Genomic DNA, 16666 nt, shown 5'->3' on the forward strand with positions numbered 1-16666 from the left:
TCGGTACTCAAGAACGCTCCACCTCTCGTTCCACCGCGTCCAGTTCGTCCGCCAGCCGCACCAGCGCCGCCTCGTCGGACGGCGACGGGCCGTACAGCACCGCCCCGACCTCGTTCGACGCCCGGCCGGTCCGCGCGCTCACCGTCTCCACCACCGCGGGCGGGCCGGCGTCGCGCGGCAATCCCAGTCTCTTCCGCAGCCGCGTCCTGGCTGCCTCGCGCAAGGTTTCCGCCGCGTGCCCGGTCGCGCCGCCCCGCCGGTACAGCCGGGCGCGGCCCTCCGCCGTTTCCGCCGACCGCACGACCACCGGCAGCGGCTCGCGCACCACCGGGCCGAGCCGCCGCGCCCGCCACAGTGCGAAAAGGACGATCGCGATTCCCGCGGTCAGCGCACCGTAGCGCCAGCCCGGCGGGATCAGGTCGACGAACGGCTTCTTGTCGCCAGCCAGCGCCGAGTCCTCTGTAGACGGTACGTACCAGGTCAGCTGCCGGTGATCGCCCAGCAGCCGCATGCTGAACGCGGCGTTGCCTTCCTTGGCGATCTGGTCGTTGGTGAACGCGTCCGCGGCGCCGAGCACAGTCACGGTGCCAGTCCGGTCGGCCAGCTGCACGAAACTCGGTTCGGCACCGTCGCGATAACAGGTGCGTGCTGTCTTGTCGTCGGTGCTGTAGTGCCGTCCGCCGAGCGTGACCGAACCGGCGCTGACCGCCGCGCCGACCGTGCAACCCGGTTGCAGCGTAAGGACTTCTCCCGCTCCCGCCGGGGAAACTGTCGGCGCGGTCATGCCCAGCGCGGTCGATCCGGGCGCGACGAGCACCAGGTGCGAAACCCGACGTCGCAGGTCAGCCAACCCGTTTGTCGGCACCAATTGCGGCGCGGTGATCAGCAGAGTTCCGCTGTCGGCCGCATCGCGCGCCTCAGCGAGCGTATGCACGGCACGGATCTGAACGCCTTGCTGCTCCAGCAAATGCGCGAGAGCGTGGCTGCCGCGCGGTTCGTAGGAACCAGGGTCGAATTCGCCGCTGGTCTGCTTTCCGAGGCTGAGGACCATGACTACCGCGACGATCACGATCAGCAGGAGAATCGCGAGCGGAACCCGGGCGCCACGCCAGATTCGGCGCAGATCCGGCGAAACAGCCGTGCTCATGCGTCCGCCAAAACCGGTCGCGCGCGCCGGACGCGTTCGTCCAATTCGGACAAAGTGCGGTAACCGGCTTCGGTGCCCGGCCGTCCGCCGTAGTGGACGTCGTCGAACTGCCGCGCGGCGGCCGTCAGCTCAACCGCCAGGTCCGGCAGGAACCTTCCGGCCTCGGCGACGGCTTCGTCCGCGGTCCGGCCGGAGCGGACATCGAGCAGCGCGCGCTCTTCCATCCCCCGCACGAGTGCGCGGAACCGGTCCCGCACCGCGTCGGCGAAATCGCCGCGAGCGGCGGCTTCCTCAGCGGCTTTCCGGTACTCGTCAGCGGTTCGCCGCCGCCCGCCGAACACCTCGCCGGACGTTTTCGCGGACCGGCCGACCTTGCCCACCCGCAGCCGCACGACCACGATCAGCACGATCACCAGCGCCAGCACGAGCACCAGGCCGAGCGGGCCGCCGGGCACCCCGGACAACGCGTTGAACAGCTCGGAAATCCGCTGTCCGAGCCAATGCCAGACCTGCTCGAGAAAGCCTGGCCGCGCGGCCGCGTAACCCGGGTCGGTCAGTTCCTGGGCCGCCCGCAGCCGGGCTGGGTCCCGGTCGATGTCGACCGGGACGTCGGCGAGAAAACCGATCACCACGCCTGCTGCGGCGGTTGCGGCGGCTGGATGCCCGCCGCCCTGGCCAGTTCGATGTCCATGCCCTCGCGGCGCATCCGCTGGTCGATGTAGAGCACCACGGTGACCAGCGCGGTGAACGGCATGATGATCGTCTCCGCGATTACGCTGCCCACCGATTGCAGCACCAGCCCGCCGGTCGTCACCTTCGGCAGGGTCGCCTGCGGGTTGAACAGGCCGCTGAACGCGCCGGAGCCGAAGCTGAACGGGACGCTGATGATCGCCGAGATGATCCAGCCGATCACGCCCGCCAGCAGCAGAATCCCGAACACCCGCCAGAACATGCCCGACACGAGCTGGCGCGACCGCGTGAACGCCTGCCCGATCGTTCCGCGTTCCAGCACCAGCGCGGGACCGGTGAGCGACCAGAACACATACGGCAGCACGGCGGGCAGCAGGCAGAACGCCGCGGCGACGATCGTGGCCAGCGTGTAAAGGATGGTGACCGCCAGCAGCGGCAGCAGGCGCGGAGCGGCTTCGCGCATCGCCGAGCCGAAGTCGACCGGACGGCCGAGCACCGCCTTGCCCATCACCACGGTGAGGAAGCCGGTGAGGAAAGTCTGCGCCAGCATGGAAATCACGAGCGTCGGCAGCAGCGCGGTGAGCGCGGAACCCAGCAGGCTGTACGCCGCGTCGAGCTGCTGTTGCTGCGTCGCGGCCGGGCCGAGCTGCGCGACCCGGTTGAAATCGGGCACCAGCCACAGCGACGCGACGAGGTTCAGCCCCGCCGAGATCACCGCGACGACCGCGGCCACCCCGAGGATCAGCAACGGGTACCGGCGGATCGCGGTGATCGCGCCGTCGAGGATGTCGCCGACGTTCAACGGGCGCAACGCGATCACGCCCGGTTTGCCCAGTCCGTGCGGGCTCCAGCCCTGACCGGGACGGCCGGGGCCGCCGCCGGGGTACTGCGGAAGCGGTTGCTGGCCCGGAGATTGCCACTGGCCGCCTGCCGGCGGCGGGGTCGCGCCGGGAGGCGGGAACGAGCCGGGCTGACCCGGGGTGGCGCCGGCCGGGTTCTCGCCGCCGGAAGAAGACACGCCAGACGGGGTCTCGCTGCCCGGCCGCGGGGATGCCGGATTCTCACCGGCAGAAGGCGAAGTGGCGTTTTGCCCGCTTGGCTGCGACGTCGGGCCAGCCGGGTTCGCGCCACCCGAAGGCGAAGCCCCACCAGCCGGGTTCTGCCCGCCTGGCTGCGAAGCCGCGCCAGCCGGACTCGCCCAGCCCGGCGGCGGCGTCGCGCCAGCGGCGTTTTCGCTGGCAGGCGACGAATCCGAGCCAGCCGGACCGTCCGAAGCGGCCTGCTTCTCCACGGACGAACCGGAGTTTTCGCTGGCGGACGACGAAATTCCGGCGCCGGCGCCGGACGGCGAGGACGAGGTGTCCGTTTCGCCGGTCTCCGGCGGGGTGGCGGCGGACGCGCCGGGATCGGGGCTCGCGAAGCCCCGGCTCGGCGTAGGCGTGTCGTCCCCCGGCCCGGGCGAACCGGGTGAATTTGTCATCGGAGCCCCTCGTCTGCACGGCCCTTGCGGTTGCTGCCGTCACTCTTCCAGAGCCGTCGACACCCGGCCAGACCTGGGGGGACGTCCGGGCGAGGAGCCAGTCCGGCGAAGTGCTGCGGCGGGCCGGGCGTCCCCCGATATGCTGAACGGCAAGCCGGGGTACGCCCGGCCCGCGCCGAGACCCACCGGGACTGCCCTGATGACGCAACCGCCCTACGGCCAGGTGCCGCCACGCGGGACCGTTCAACCGCCGCCGGTGCCGGGTCAAGGACCGGTGCCGCCGGGCCAGTACCCGGGCCAGGCGCAAGGTCCGTACCAGGCACCGCCGGGACAAGGGCCGTACCAGGGACAGCAGCCGCCGTATCAGGGCCCGCCTCCGCAGGGGCCGCCGTGGCAGCAGCCGCCGCCGTCCTATCCGGTGCCGCCGCGCAAACCGACCGGTCTGATCGTGGGCCTGTGCCTCGGCGCGGTCGCGGTGCTGGCGCTGGGCGTCGTGGCGATCGTGTCGCTGAACCGCGGGTCGGGTCCGAGCAACGCGGGCTACCAGGCCGCGCCGCCCGCGCCGACGTCCTCCACCGAACTGCCGCCCACCAGCGGCTCGTCCACCGCTTCGAGCGCGCCGACCAGTTCGTCGGAAAGCCCGAGCACCTCCGCCAGCGCGGGCCCGCACAAGATCCTCCAGCTCGCTGATCACCCGATCCTGCAGGACCGCAACGCCGGCCTCCAGAACCTCGTCTGCAACCTCCCGCAGTGGACCAGCACGCAGGACGGCGCGGAAGCGTTCTTCACCGCGGCGAGCAAATGCCTCGACGCGGCGTGGGGCCCGTTCCTCGAGTCCTACAACCTGCCGTTCACGCCGCCCGCGCTGCACTTCCCGACCGGACCGAGCTTCGACACCGAATGCGGCACCATCCAGGTCGGCATCGCCACCGCGGCGTACTACTGCGAGAACAACCTGTACGTCCCGTTCAAGGGCCTGCAGACCGACCAGTACGGCAACAATCCCGGCGTCTACCTGGCATTGTTCGCCCACGAGTACGGCCACCACGTGCAGGAAGTCGCGGGCATCATGGACGCCGCGTGGCAGAAGATCTACGCGGCCGGGCAGAACAGCCCCGAGGGCCTCGACATGTCGCGCCGCAAGGAACTGCAGGCGCAGTGCTTCTCCGGAATGTTCCTGGGCGCGCACGTCGACCGCGGCGGCACGATCACCCGCGACATGTACAACAAGGCCTGGAACGACCAGGAAACCCGCGGCGACAACACTTCCCGCAGCCACGACCACGGCACCAACGCGCACTACGCGCAGTGGTGGCGCGCCGGGGCGAAGGACAACCGGATCGCGGACTGCAACACCTTCGCGGCCTCTGCTTCGGACGTCAGCTGACCTAGTTGGCACTGCGTCCGTAGTGGTCCGCGGCTGGTGGCCGCATCCGACGCAATCCCGGCACTACGGATGTAGTGGCTCACTGAGGGCGACTGCCTCCGGCGCACTTTTGCCACTACGGATGTAGTGGTTCGTTGATCGCGGATGAGCCCCTGCGAGTGGTGGCGCTGCGGGTGTAGTGGTTTGCTCAGAGCGCCGTCCGCACTTCACGCGGTCGTCAGCCGGGAGCGTCAGCTGAGCAGCGCGAGCTTGCCCGAACCGCGGATCACCAGGTAGGCGTACATTCCGCCGCAGAAGCAGGCAAACACCAGCAACGCCAGGGCGATCGGCGCGCGCAGGTCCTGCGAACCGGCCGAGGTGTCCGGAGTGGTGACTGAGACGACGCCGCTGTCCGGGGCGTCGTCCGGGACCAGCACCTGGAGATGTTCGTCCTTGCCGTGCCCGCAGCTGTCGAGCGTGCCCAGGCGCGGTTTGCCGCCGAGCTGGAACGAGACCGATTCGGCAGCCCCGGGAACGGAGCAGTCGACGGCCTTGGTGATCTGGGCGTCCACCGGCGCACCGGGGGACTTCGCGTGGATGCCGAGCAGCCCCGGACCGGCGAGCCACGTCAAGACCACGACGAGCACCCCGGTCGCGATCGGGATGCCCACCTGCAGCCACCGCTTGACGGGGCTCTTATGCGGGGGGTCGGAAACCTGCACGACGCCATGCTTCCAGATGCCGGGGGCAAAACCCAGTGAGGTGCCCGCGCACGGGGGACCCCGCCCAAACCGCGTGCGCCTCCTCACTCGTCGCCGAGCCCGGCGCCCGATGCCCGAGGTGCGTGAGGGGAACCCTGAGGGAATCTGATTCCCTCAGGGTTCCCCTCACGCACCTTCGCAGCTACACAACCAGCCGCACAGCGCCCGGCTCAGCGTTCGATGTGATCGACCTGCGTGACCTTCTTGACGTACAGCAGCCGGTCCCCCGGCTCCAGCGCGTCCGCCTGCGGAGCGTCAACCCGGTAAAGCACCCCGTCGCGCACCACGCCGAGCACGATGTCCGGCAGGTGCCGCGGCGAGCCGCCTTCCTCGCTCGGTTCGATGGCGCGTTCGGCGATCGCCAGTCCGGATTCCGGGGTCAGCAGGTCCTCGACCATGTCCACTACAAGCGGAGTGGACGTCGCCATCCCGAGCAGCCGCCCGGCTGTTTCACTCGACACCACGACCTGGTTCGCCCCGGACTGCTTCAGCAGGTGCACGTTCTCCGCCTCGCGCACCGAAGCCACGATGTGCGCCTTCGGGGCCAGCTCGCGCGCGGTGAGGGTGACCAGCACGGCCGTGTCGTCGCGGTTCGGCGCGACCACTACGGCCCGCGCGTGCTGCACGCCCGCGACGCGCAGGACGTCCGCCCTGGTCGCCGATCCGTGCACGGTGACAAGCCCGAGCGCGCTCGCCGCGTCCAGCGCCTGCTGGTCGGTGTCGACGACCACGACGCGGTTGGCCTGCACCTCCTCGTCGCCGAGCAGCGCGTTGACCGCCGAGCGGCCCTTCGTGCCGAAACCGACGACGACGGTGTGGTCACGCACCTTCGTCCTCCACTTCTGGATTTTGAACGCCTGCCGGGAGCGCTCGGTGAGCACTTCCAGGGTGGTCCCGACGAGGACGATGAGGAAGAGCACCCGCAGCGGCGTGATCACGATGACGTTCACCAGCCGCGCGGACGCGGTGGCCGGGGCGATGTCGCCGTAGCCGGTGGTCGAGAGGGAAACTGTCGCGTAATAAAGCGAGTCGAGAAGCGAGAGGCCGTCGCCGTTGGCGTCGCGGTAGCCGTCCCGGTCGAGGTAGACGATCAGCACCGTGGCGAGCAGCGCCAGCAGCGCGCCGATGATCCGCTTGACGATCGCCCGCATCGGGCTGACGGTCAGCTCCGGCATCCGGATCACGCCGACTAGCTCGTGGTCGGGCCGGTCGTTCAACCGGACGTTCAGGGGCAGCCGTTTCAAGGCCTTCATGCACCGGCCCCCAACGCGCGTTCGGCGTCACTCACAGCCGGGAGGATAACCCAATCGGAGCACCCGCACACCCGTCACGGCGATCATGCTGTGGCAGGCTTGCCGCATGCCCGAACCTCGCGCGTCGCAACGTCCGGCCCATTTTCTCGCCGCTCTCCTGGCCGGGGCGGGCGTCCTGCACTTCGCCCGGCCGAAGCAGTTCGACGCGCTGGTCCCGAAAGAGTTGCCCGGTGACCGGCGCACGTGGACCTACGCCTCGGGCGTCGCCGAGTTGACCGTCGCCGCCGGGATCGCGCTGCCGCGCACGCGCCGGCTGGGCGGATTGGCGGCGGCGCTGCTGTTCGTCGGGGTGTTCCCGGGGAACGTGAAAATGGCGCTGGACTATCAGCGACGCGGCCGTCCGGCGCGGGATCGCGCGGTGGCGTGGCTGCGGTTGCCGATGCAGTGGCCGTTGGTGAACTGGGCGTTGACCGTGCGCGATCGGGCCTAGCTCTTACTCGCGGGGAACGTTGCGCAGCAAGGCACGCAGGCCTTCCGCGTCCAGCAGGTCGGCCGGGCGCAGCGTGTGTCCAGGTCGGACATAGTGGAAGGCCGCGCGCACCCGTTCTACCGGGACTTTCTTCAGCGCCGCCCAGGCCAATCGGTACGCGCCGAGCTGAACAGCCAATGCTGGCAACCGCTCTTCGGACGGGACCGAGCCCGTCTTCCAGTCCACGACGGTCCAGCCGCCGTCGGGATCCGCGTACACGGCGTCCATCCGGCCGCGCAGCGTGATGCCTTCGACGTCCGCGGAGAACGGCACCTCCACGGCCACCGGGACGCGGTCGGACCATTCGCTGTTCTCGAAAGCTTCTTGCAGGGCTTCGAAATCGGTGTCCGGAGCCTCGCCGACGTCGGCCGCGCCGGGGAGGTCGTCGATCTCCAGCAGCCGGTCGCCGGAGAAGCGTTGCTCCAGCCAGCTGTGGAACGCCGTGCCGCGACGGGCGAAGGTGTTGGGCGGCAACGGAAGCGGTCGACGCAAGCGTTGCGCGAGAGCGTCTGCATCGGACGCCAGGTCCACCAGCTGACTCACGCTCAGCTGCGCTGGCAATGCGACGCGATCCACTGTGGACTGTGAGCGGGCGCGTTCGGCGAGGAGAACGTCGGTGTCGGCGCCCCAGCCGTCCGGGTCTTCCGGGTCGATGACGTCTTCGTCGTCCTCGAAGTCGTCTGGCAGATATTCGTCTTCGTCCTCGGGTTCGGGCGGCAGCGGGATTTCGTCGTCGTCGGCTGCCGGGAGAGGCTCGGTTTCCGGTTCGGGTTCTGCCTTGGGTTCCGGCTCCGGTTCTTCTTCCAGGGCAGCCATTTCCGCCCGCAGCAGATCCACCCCGGTGGCCACGCCGGACCGCCGGTCGCCCAGCGGATCCACCGGCCACTTCGCCGTCCGCGAGTCCGCGACCAGCGGGTTCTCCTCGTCCTCCGCCGGTTCGTCGGCCCAGACGTCCACCACGCCCAGCGGCGGGTCGGCCTCGCCCATCACCTCGGCGATCTCGGACAGGAAGATCGACGGCCCTTTGGCGCGGGTGCTGCTTTCATTCCACCAATGCCCGGAAACGAGCAGCGCGCGTTCGGAACGGGTCAGCGCGACGTAACACAGCCGTCGCTCCTCGTCGGCTTCGCGCGCGACGAACCCTTCCTCGTGCAGTTCCAGTGCTTCTTGCACTTCCTTGCGGTCGTAGCCTTCTGCGATCTGCAGCTTCGGCAGGTCCGCCGAGTCACCGCGCAAATGCGCGGGCAGCGCGGTAGAAGTGCGCAACCACGACGACGAACGACGCTTGCCCGGAAACACCTCAGCGACCAGGTGCGGGACAGCCACCACTTCCCATTCCAGCCCCTTGGCCGAATGCACGGTGAGCACCTGCACCCGGTCCGGAACCACCTGCACTTCACCAGGTGTGAGGCCGTCTTCCGCGTGCGCTGCAGTGTTCAGGTAGTCCACAAAGGACAACAGAGTCGCGGTCGGCGCGGTTTCCGCGTAATCCGTAACGACTTCGGCGAACGCGTCCAGATGCGCGCGGCCAGCCGAACCTGGACGGGCGAGCGATTCGACGTCAAGCAGCATCGTGCGTTCGACGTCCGCCACCAATTCCGGCAGCGATTGATCCAGCCGACGTCGCAGCGCCGTCAATTCCGCGCCTAGGCGGCGAATCCGGCGGTACCCCTCCGCGGAATAACGCTCGGGCGCACCGGGTTCGTCGACCGCGTCGATCAGCCCGGCCTGTTCCGCGCGCTCGGCGACCAGTTCCGGTTCGTCGCCCTCCTTCGCGCGCGGCTCGGGCGAGGTGAGTTCGTTTGCCCGCCGCCACAATGCCGCGACGTCCGCCGCCGCGATCCGCCAGCGCGCACCAGTCAGCAGCCGAGCCGCCGCGCTGCCCGCCAGTGGATCGGCGAGCACGCGCAGCGTGGACACGAGGTCGGCGACCTCCGGTTCGTCCAGCAATCCGCCGAGACCGACGACCTCCACCGGCAGCCCGCGCATCCGCATTTCCGCCGCGATCGGGGCCATGTCCGCCCGTCGGCGCACCAGGACCGCAGCAGTCGGCGGCTTGCCGGATTCCTCTTTCTCCGCGTGCCAGCGCTGCGCCATCGCGTCGGCAACCCACTCGCGTTCCGCACGGACATCCGGCAGCAACGCGACCGCGATGTCCGCCGGGTCAGCACCGTCGCGCGCACGCAGCCGTTCGACGCCGAGTCCGCGCTGCCGCAACGGTTCCGAGATCGCGTTGGCGAGCTCCAGAATTTCCGGCGGATTGCGGAAACTCGTGAGCAGCCCGAATTCGTGCGCAGTTTCGAGCCGTCCCTCGCCGCGGCGCGGGAAGTCCGTGGTGAACCGGGGCAGGTTCGCCGCACTCGCGCCGCGCCAGCCGTAAATCGCCTGCGCCGGGTCACCAACCGCAGTCACCGGCATCGGCGGATGGTCAACGCCGCCGAACAATGACCGCAGCAAAACTCGCTGCGCGTGCCCGGTGTCCTGGTATTCGTCCAGCAGCACGGCCCCGTAACGCTCGCGCTCCCCCGTGACCACCGCCGGATATCCGTCCGCTAGCTGCGCGGCCAACGACATCTGGTCCGCGAAGTCGAGCGCGCCTTCCGCCCGTTTGCGCCGGTGGTAATCCTCGACCAACGGCAGCAACGCGAGCCTGAATCGCTGCGCTGCCAGTACGTCCTGAAGTTTCACCGGCAGCGACGCGCGCTGGCCTTTAGCCCGCGGAGCGTTTTCGATGACCTCGCACAGCCATTCGGTGTACTGCCCGAGCTTCTCCGTCGAAATCAAATGCTCGCCAAGTTCACCGGCAAGCGCGAGCAGCTGCGCGGTGACCGTCGGCGGCACGCGGTCGGTGTCGAGGTCATTGTCCCAAGTGGACACCACCCGGTGCGCGAGCTGCCACGACGAAGTCTCCGACAGCAACCGGACGCCCGGCTGCACTGGAAGCCGCAACCCGTGTTCCGAAAGCAACCGCCCGGCATACGCGTGATAAGTCAACACAGTCGGCTCGCCCGCGACCACAGTGGACCGCAGGGCACCTGACGGGTCGATCCGCTCCAGCAAACCCGAACCCGCGAGCCGACGAAGCCGCGCCCGGACTCGCTCACCGAGCTGACGCGCGGCTTTCCGCGTGAAGGTCAGGCCGAGCACTCGCTCCGGGCTCACGATTCCGTTGGCCACCAACCAGACCACGCGCGCGGCCATGGTTTCGGTCTTCCCCGCGCCCGCGCCCGCGACGACCAGCGACGGCTCGACCGGCGACGCGATCACGGTCGCCTGCTCGGGCGTCGGACGGTGCAGCCCCAGTGCGTCAGCGATTTCCGCGGGTCCGACGGGGTTGGCGATCACCACCGGGCTCACGGTCCGGTCACCTGACGCCCTTCCGGACGCAGCGGGCAGCAACCGCGCGCCGGGCACCGGTCGCAGTCGGCGTTCTCGTGCGCCTGATAGTCCGGACCGACCGCGGCAGCCGCGGCGGAGCGCACAAGCTCCAGCCACTCGCGTCCGCTGTCCTCGTCCATCGGCGGCTGGTCCCGTTGCGTGGCACCGGTTTTGTTGTTCCCCTTGGCCACGTAGACGAGTTTCGCGCCACCAGGCGTGTTCTTGCCCTCGACCGCGCCGAGCAGCACCGCCAGCTGATACGCCGCGAGCTGCGGGTGCTTCTCCGCGTCCGCACCGGAGACCGGGACCTTGCCGGTCTTGATGTCCACAATCACCGGACGGCCGTCTTTGTCCATCTCGACCCGGTCGACCCGGCCGCGCAACAGCACGCGCACCTCTTCGTCGCCCATCGGCAACTCGACTTCGATGTCCTGCTCGACCCCGGCCTCGATCAGCTCCTGCCGCGACTTTTCCAACCACGACACGAAGTTGCGCAGCATTGTCTCTACCCGGGACCGTTCACGCCGGGAGAACCACGGCGCACCGGCGTCCACGCGCACCCACGCCTCGTCCAGCGCGGCCTGGATCTGCTCCTCGGTGCTTCCGCCCGCGATCGCCTGCGCCAAGCCGTGCACGAGAGTTCCGGTCACCGCCGCCAGCTGCGCCGGATCGCTGCCGCCGTGCCGTTCGATCAGCCAGCGCAGCGGACACTTCACCAGGATTTCCACAGTGGACGGAGAGATCCGCATAAGGTCGCCCGGCCCGTGCACCGGGTCCGCTGTGGACGCTTCCATCAACCCGTACCAAGTGTCCGGATGCGCCCCTGGAACCCCAGCGGCAGCAAGTCGGGCAAGCTGCTTCGCCGCCCGCTGCCGCCGCTCCGGATCAGCCTTGTCGTCGCACACGACCTCGCGCAGCTCGCCGACCAATTCGGCCAGCACGAGCGACCGGCCCGGCGGCTTCATCCGGGAGTCGAGCATGCCGTCGTCGGCACCGTTTTCCTCAAGGTCGTCGAGGAATCGGGACGGCTGCTCGTCTTCCCCGGCCACCGCGGTCACCAGCAGCGTCCGGCGCGCCCGGCTCGCCGCGAGGTAAAACAGCCGCCGCTCCTCGGCAAGGATCGGCGCGATCGCGGACACCTTGTCGTGTTCGTCCACTCCGGACAGCAGGTCGACCAGCCGCTCGACACCCAGCAACGAGCCGCGCAGCCGCATGTCCGGCCACGCGCCCTCCTGCACCCCAGCGACCGCGACGACTGTCCACTCGCGACCCGCCGAAGCATGCGCGGTGAGCAGCGAAACCCCTTCACCCGGAATAGCCGCCGGAGCGAGCGTGTCACCCGCGATGTTCTGCGACGACAGATAGTCCGCGAACGCCGCGACACTCGCCTTGGGCAACCGGTCGGCATACCGGCCCGCCGAATCGAACAATGCCACCACGGCGTCCAAGTCACGATCAGCCTGCGCGCCCAGCGAACCGCCGCGATCCACCAACCGCAGCAACCGTTCCTGCAGCCCGCTCGCCTGCCACAGCTCCCACAACACCTGCTCGACGCCGTCACCGCGGCTCACCGCCTGGTGCGTGACGCTCAGCAACTTGCCGACCCGACGTACCGGCAGCGCCTCGTTGTCGGCGAGACCGACGAGAATGTCCCCGCCGCGCAACGCTTCCACGAGCAGTTCGTCACTCGACCGCTGCCCGCCGCCTGCCAGCTCCAGCCGCCGAAGACCGCGTCGCAGCCGCCGCAGCGCCAACGGATCAGCCCCGCCCAGCGACGAGGACAGCAGCATCTCCGCGATGTCGACGTCCAGCAATTCCGGTTCCGCCGCGATCCGCAACACCGCCAGCAACGGCCGTACCGCGGAATGTTTCGCCAACGGCAATTCCTCAGTAGCCGAACCGATCGGCACCCCGGCCGCACGCAAAGCGCGTTGCAACACAAGGAAAGTCCGCGCCGGAGAGCGCACCAGCACCGCCATCTCCGACCACGGAACCCCGTCTACGAGATGCGCCCGGCGGAGCTGATCGGCAATCCAGCTGGCCTCCGCCGCCGGAGTCGGCATCAGCCGCACTCGGACCTTGCCGCCGCGTTTCCCTTGCGGGGTAACCAACTTCCGATGCGCCGAGGCGCCCGGCAGCGTCGCACCGAGCTTCGCGACCGCCGCCCGGACCGTCGGAGCGAGCCGGTGCGACGTGGTCAGCATGACCGTCCGGTCGCCGTCGTTGTCGGAATCGGCAAAGAGCTTCGGGTCCGCGCCACGGAAAGAAAACACCGACTGATCCGGATCGCCCGCCACCACGAATTCCTCCGCGGTGTGCCCGATCGTGCGGATCAGCTGGACCTGCAACGGATCCAGATGATGGGCGTCGTCCACGAACAAGTGCCGCACCCGGCCTCGTTCGCGCTCGCGCAACTCCTCGTCGTCCTCCAGCGCGAGCAACGCCGACGTCACCAGCTCGGCGGCGTCGAGCGCGGGCGCGGCAGGCAGGCCGAGCGCGTTTCCGCCAGCCCCCTGCAGCTGGGTGACCTCCTCGTACTGCGCCCAGAAGTGCCCCGCGGCGACCCACTCCTCGCGGTCCTGGCGATGCCCGAGTTCAGTCAGATCCTCCGGCCCGAGCCCCCGCTCGGCCGCCCGCATCAGCAGGTCGCGCAACTCCTCGGCGAACCCCGGCACGGTCAGCGCCGGACGCAACTGCTCCGGCCACCCGGTCGCGCCCTCCTCCAGGTCGCCATCCAGCAGCTCTCGCACGACGACGTCCTGCTCCGCCCCCGCCAGCAACCGCGGCGGCGGCAGCTCCTCGGCGCGAGCTTCGAGGCGCAGCAAGGAAAACGCGTACGAATGCACTGTGCGCACAAGCGGTTCACTCACCGTGCGCGGCAGCGGAGACTCCTGGTCCGGATCGGACGTGAGCCGCCGCGTGAGGTCGGCTCGCAGCGCGTCCGCCGCTCGGCGGGACGTCGTGAGCAGCAGCACGCTCTCCGGATCCGCCCCCTCCGCGATCCGGCGCGCGGCCGCGGTGGCGAGCAACGCCGTCTTGCCAGTACCCGGCCCGCCGAGCACACGACGGAAGCCCGCGGGAGCCGACAACAGCCGCCGCGCGTGCTCGTCCCAGGTGAACGTGGGTGCGGCGGGGACCGGCGGGCGCACCAGCCGCGCCTGTCCGTTCCCTGCTCTCCGCACGTGCACATCAGCGATGGAACCATGCCCGCTCACCCGGGTGGCGCACCGGCACACCCCTCGGCGGGACTATCATCTGCCGGGTCATGAACGACGAACTGCACGAGCGGATACGCGCAGTCATCGCCGACGTACCCGCGGGGACAGTCGCGACGTACGGCGACGTCGCAGCGCTCTCCGGCGCCCCCTCCCCGCGCATGGTCGGCCGGGCCCTAGCCGAGGACGGCCACGACCTGCCCTGGCACCGCATCCTCCGCGCGAACGGGACGCCCGCGCCGCATCTGCTGCACGAACAGCTGGAGCGACTGCGCGCCGAGGGCGTGCTGGCGGACGGCGAGAAGGTGGACCTGCGCAAGTACCGCTGGCGTCCGAACGGGGACGAACCCGGCGAGGACGAGCCGCCCGGCTTGTTCTAGATCTTCTCGGCGACGGCCTCTGCACGGCGACCAGCCACGGCCCCGGCGCGATGACACCGGGATTCGTGCCGCCCCGGCCGAGCCATCCGCTCGGCGACCGTCCGGCCAGGCCCGGCGCGCGCGGCAACGAGGTTGCGGCTCCCGCACGACGGCTCGCGGACCACGGCTTGCCGGAGACGACTTCTGCATGGCTCGGCAGGACTCCGCCCCAATGCCACATTGGGTGCATCTGACGCACCCAATGTGGCATTCGGTGCGTCCCGCGCACCCAATGCCACATTGGGGTTTTGGCAGTGGTGTCGCGCGGCCGGGCGAAGCGGGCCGGAGCGGCCCTCCATCCACTCCCGCAGAGGTCCGTGAAGGGCCCGCAGAGGTCCGTGAAGGGCCCGCAGAGGTCCGTGAAGGGCCCGCAGAGGTCCGTGAAGGGCCCGCAGAGGTCCGTGAAGGTCCCGCAGAGGTCCGTGAAGGTCCCGCAGAGGTCCGTGAAGGTCCCGCAGAGGTCCGTGAAGGTCCCGCAGAGGTCCGTGAAGGTCCCGCAGAGGTCCGTGAAGGTCCCGCAGAGGTCCGTGAAGGTCCCGCAGAGGTCCGTGAAGGGCTCCTTGAGGGAACTAGATTCCCTCAAGGAGCCCTTCACGGACCTTCTCATCGCCTCCAAGCCCGTGATCTCGCGGCCGAGCCCGCACCAACCTCCGAGGCGAGCGGGGCCCTCCGCGGACGCAGCCAGCCTCACCGCCGACGCCCGAACCCCGCCCAATCCAGGCAAACGTGGCGCCCGCCATCCTCCCCGGCCATAGCCCGCCCCGCACATTTTAGGTTAGCCTCACCTCATGAGCGTCCTCACTTACCACCCCGGCAAGGTCATCGCGGTCCGGCGGATCACCCCGCACATGGCTCGGGTCACGTTCGACTGCCCGGGACTCGCGGCGGCGGGCCCGGTGGCGCCGGACGCGTACGTGAAGGTGTTCTTCCCGCTCCCCGGCGACGAGGAGCCGCACCTGCCGCCCGCCGAGATGGGCGAGGACGACGTCCTGTCCTGGTACCGCCGCTACCTCGCGATGCCCGACGACGTCCGGCCGCCGATGCGGACTTACACGGTGCGCGCGGCGCGTCCGGAGAGCGGCGAGGTGGACGTCGACTTCGTGCTGCACGAGGAGAGCGGCGGCCCAGCCTCGACGTGGGCTGGGCAGGCGGAGATCGGCGGGCGCGTGGCGTTCCTCGGGCCGCACGGGTTGTACGACGTGCCGGACGGGACGACGTGGCAGCTGTTGGTCGGCGACGAGACAGCGTTGCCGGCGATCGGCGGGATTCTCGAGCGGCTGCCGCAGTCGGCGCGCGCGTCGGTGTACGTCGAGATTCCGGACCGCGCGGAGCGACAGACCTTCGAGACTAACGGTGCGGTCGAAGTGCACTGGGTGGTCCGCGGTGCGCGTACGCACGGCGAAGCGCTCGTCGACGCCGTACGCGCGGCAGAGCTTCCCAACGGCACGCCGTACGCGTGGGTCTCCGGCGAAGCAGGTGTCGTGAAGCTCGTTCGGCGACACCTTGTCCGCGAGCGCGGCTTCGACAAGACCGCCATCTGCTTCACCGGCTACTGGCGACATGGCCTCAGCGAAGAAGCTGCCGGACGACAGCAGGCCGAAGCGTCCTAACCGAGCTTCGCGACCACTAGCTTCACCAACGCGCCTAGCCGCTGACGCTCCGGCTGTAGCGTGCGGATACCCGCTGCCTCCAATGGCGCAGCGGTCACCGGACCAACGCACGCGCAGACGACCGTGCCACCGCGCAGGGTCTCGCGCAGCTCCGTGCCGCGCCCGGATTCGTCGGCGAGCGTCAGGAAATTCGTCGCGGCCGGGGCGCTAGTGAACACCAACGCGGCCAGTTCTCCCGACAGCACTTCGCGGATCAACGAGAACACCGGCTCCGGATTCGGCGGCGTGTGCCAGCGATAAGGCTGCACCGCGAGCACCGACGCCCCCGCCGCCGCTAGCGGATCGGTGAACTCCGGCAGCGGTGCGCCGTGCAGCTGCAACGCCACGCGCGCGCCGTCGACACCGGCGTCGGTGAGCGCGCTGAACAGCTCGTCGTTGGTTTCGCCGGGCGCGGAGTACTCCTCGCGCAGACCGACGCCACGCACCGCGCCCACCGCTTTCGGCCCGCGCGCGAAGATGCGCGACCCGGACAGCGCGTCCAGCAGCGAGTCGCGCAAGCCCCAGCCTTCGGCGGCGTCGAGCCAACCGCGGAACCCGGCTCCGGTCGTGACTGCGGTGAGGCCGACCGGCGCGGCGAGGACGGCTTCGGTACCGCGGCGCAGTTCCGGATCGTCGGCGAGCGGCACGATGGTGATCGTCGGCGCGTGCCGCACTTCCGCACCATGCCTGAGCAACGCGCCGATCAGGTCGTCCGCGCGCCGCTCGGCCGTGACGCCGATCCGCACGCCGTCCAGCTCACCCATCCGCTTGTCCCATCT

At 69.9% G+C, this 16666-nt stretch carries 12 protein-coding genes; 4 read left to right on the forward strand and 8 right to left on the reverse strand.

Annotated features, from left to right (window positions below; genetic code table 11):
• Positions 1 to 7 precede the first annotated feature (7 nt).
• The 3 genes from AB5I40_RS20960 to AB5I40_RS20970 are packed head-to-tail and all read right to left on the reverse strand — an operon-like array spanning position 8 to position 3317.
• Positions 8 to 1147, reverse strand: coding sequence for a DUF4350 domain-containing protein (locus AB5I40_RS20960; protein WP_370940222.1), 1140 nt, complete (start codon positions 1145 to 1147; stop codon positions 8 to 10).
• Positions 1144 to 1779 (reverse strand): DUF4129 domain-containing protein, encoded by a 636-nt coding sequence (locus AB5I40_RS20965; protein WP_370940223.1) that lies wholly within the window; start codon positions 1777 to 1779, stop codon positions 1144 to 1146. The genes AB5I40_RS20960 and AB5I40_RS20965 overlap by 4 nt, the downstream gene beginning before the upstream one ends.
• Entirely contained in the window at positions 1773 to 3317 is a 1545-nt protein-coding gene (locus AB5I40_RS20970; protein ID WP_370940224.1) for a hypothetical protein, read from the reverse strand. The genes AB5I40_RS20965 and AB5I40_RS20970 overlap by 7 nt, the downstream gene beginning before the upstream one ends.
• A gap of 199 nt (positions 3318 to 3516) precedes the next feature.
• Here AB5I40_RS20970 and AB5I40_RS20975 point away from each other — a divergent pair, with 199 nt between their 5' ends.
• On the forward strand, positions 3517 to 4704 hold the full coding sequence (locus AB5I40_RS20975; RefSeq protein WP_370940225.1) for a neutral zinc metallopeptidase: 1188 nt from the start codon (positions 3517 to 3519) through the stop codon (positions 4702 to 4704).
• A 230-nt stretch (positions 4705 to 4934) separates the two neighbouring features.
• On the opposite strand, the gene AB5I40_RS20980 is transcribed toward AB5I40_RS20975, so the two are convergent.
• Together AB5I40_RS20980 and AB5I40_RS20985 are read right to left on the reverse strand one after the other, a co-directional pair.
• Positions 4935 to 5354, reverse strand: a complete 420-nt coding sequence (locus AB5I40_RS20980; protein ID WP_370940226.1) for a hypothetical protein — start codon at positions 5352 to 5354, stop codon at positions 4935 to 4937.
• Positions 5355 to 5614: 260 nt separating this feature from the next.
• Entirely contained in the window at positions 5615 to 6697 is a 1083-nt protein-coding gene (locus AB5I40_RS20985; protein ID WP_116202170.1) for a TrkA family potassium uptake protein, read from the reverse strand.
• Positions 6698 to 6803: 106 nt separating this feature from the next.
• Here AB5I40_RS20985 and AB5I40_RS20990 point away from each other — a divergent pair, with 106 nt between their 5' ends.
• Complete coding sequence (locus AB5I40_RS20990) at positions 6804 to 7187, forward strand: DoxX family protein (RefSeq protein ID WP_370940227.1); 384 nt, start codon at positions 6804 to 6806, stop codon at positions 7185 to 7187.
• A gap of 3 nt (positions 7188 to 7190) precedes the next feature.
• Here the strand turns inward: AB5I40_RS20990 and AB5I40_RS20995 are convergent, their stop codons facing one another.
• Positions 7191 to 10583, reverse strand: coding sequence for an ATP-dependent helicase (locus tag AB5I40_RS20995; RefSeq protein WP_370940228.1), 3393 nt, complete (start codon positions 10581 to 10583; stop codon positions 7191 to 7193).
• Positions 10580 to 13753, reverse strand: coding sequence for an ATP-dependent helicase (locus AB5I40_RS21000; RefSeq protein ID WP_370940562.1), 3174 nt, complete (start codon positions 13751 to 13753; stop codon positions 10580 to 10582). Before AB5I40_RS21000 ends, AB5I40_RS20995 begins: the two co-directional genes overlap by 4 nt.
• A gap of 116 nt (positions 13754 to 13869) precedes the next feature.
• Here AB5I40_RS21000 and AB5I40_RS21005 point away from each other — a divergent pair, with 116 nt between their 5' ends.
• Together AB5I40_RS21005 and AB5I40_RS21010 are read left to right on the forward strand one after the other, a co-directional pair.
• Positions 13870 to 14199 carry an MGMT family protein gene (locus AB5I40_RS21005; protein WP_370940229.1) on the forward strand — a complete coding sequence of 110 codons (330 nt, stop codon included), beginning with the start codon at positions 13870 to 13872 and terminating at the stop codon, positions 14197 to 14199.
• A gap of 827 nt (positions 14200 to 15026) precedes the next feature.
• Positions 15027 to 15848, forward strand: a complete 822-nt coding sequence (locus tag AB5I40_RS21010; RefSeq protein ID WP_370940230.1) for a siderophore-interacting protein — start codon at positions 15027 to 15029, stop codon at positions 15846 to 15848.
• Here the strand turns inward: AB5I40_RS21010 and AB5I40_RS21015 are convergent.
• Complete coding sequence (locus tag AB5I40_RS21015) at positions 15845 to 16651, reverse strand: uroporphyrinogen-III synthase (protein WP_370940231.1); 807 nt, start codon at positions 16649 to 16651, stop codon at positions 15845 to 15847. The two genes, AB5I40_RS21010 and AB5I40_RS21015, sit on opposite strands and share 4 nt — an antisense overlap.
• Between the last annotated feature and the right edge of the window lie 15 nt (positions 16652 to 16666).

The sequence above is a fragment of the Amycolatopsis sp. cg13 genome, from assembly GCF_041346965.1.
Classification (GTDB): Bacteria; Actinomycetota; Actinomycetes; order Mycobacteriales; family Pseudonocardiaceae; genus Amycolatopsis.

What these genes read in the sequence shown, in the direction of transcription:
- AB5I40_RS20960 (WP_370940222.1), bottom strand. Translation starts at nt 1,147, where the DNA reads ATGAGCACGGCTGTTTCGCCGGATCTGCGCCGAATCTGGCGTGGCGCC.
- AB5I40_RS20970 (WP_370940224.1), bottom strand. Translation starts at nt 3,317, where the DNA reads ATGACAAATTCACCCGGTTCGCCCGGGCCGGGGGACGACACGCCTACG.
- AB5I40_RS20975 (WP_370940225.1), top strand. Translation starts at nt 3,517, where the DNA reads ATGACGCAACCGCCCTACGGCCAGGTGCCGCCACGCGGGACCGTTCAA.
- AB5I40_RS20985 (WP_116202170.1), bottom strand. Translation starts at nt 6,697, where the DNA reads ATGAAGGCCTTGAAACGGCTGCCCCTGAACGTCCGGTTGAACGACCGG.
- AB5I40_RS20990 (WP_370940227.1), top strand. Translation starts at nt 6,804, where the DNA reads ATGCCCGAACCTCGCGCGTCGCAACGTCCGGCCCATTTTCTCGCCGCT.
- AB5I40_RS21005 (WP_370940229.1), top strand. Translation starts at nt 13,870, where the DNA reads ATGAACGACGAACTGCACGAGCGGATACGCGCAGTCATCGCCGACGTA.
- AB5I40_RS21010 (WP_370940230.1), top strand. Translation starts at nt 15,027, where the DNA reads ATGAGCGTCCTCACTTACCACCCCGGCAAGGTCATCGCGGTCCGGCGG.
- AB5I40_RS21015 (WP_370940231.1), bottom strand. Translation starts at nt 16,651, where the DNA reads ATGGGTGAGCTGGACGGCGTGCGGATCGGCGTCACGGCCGAGCGGCGC.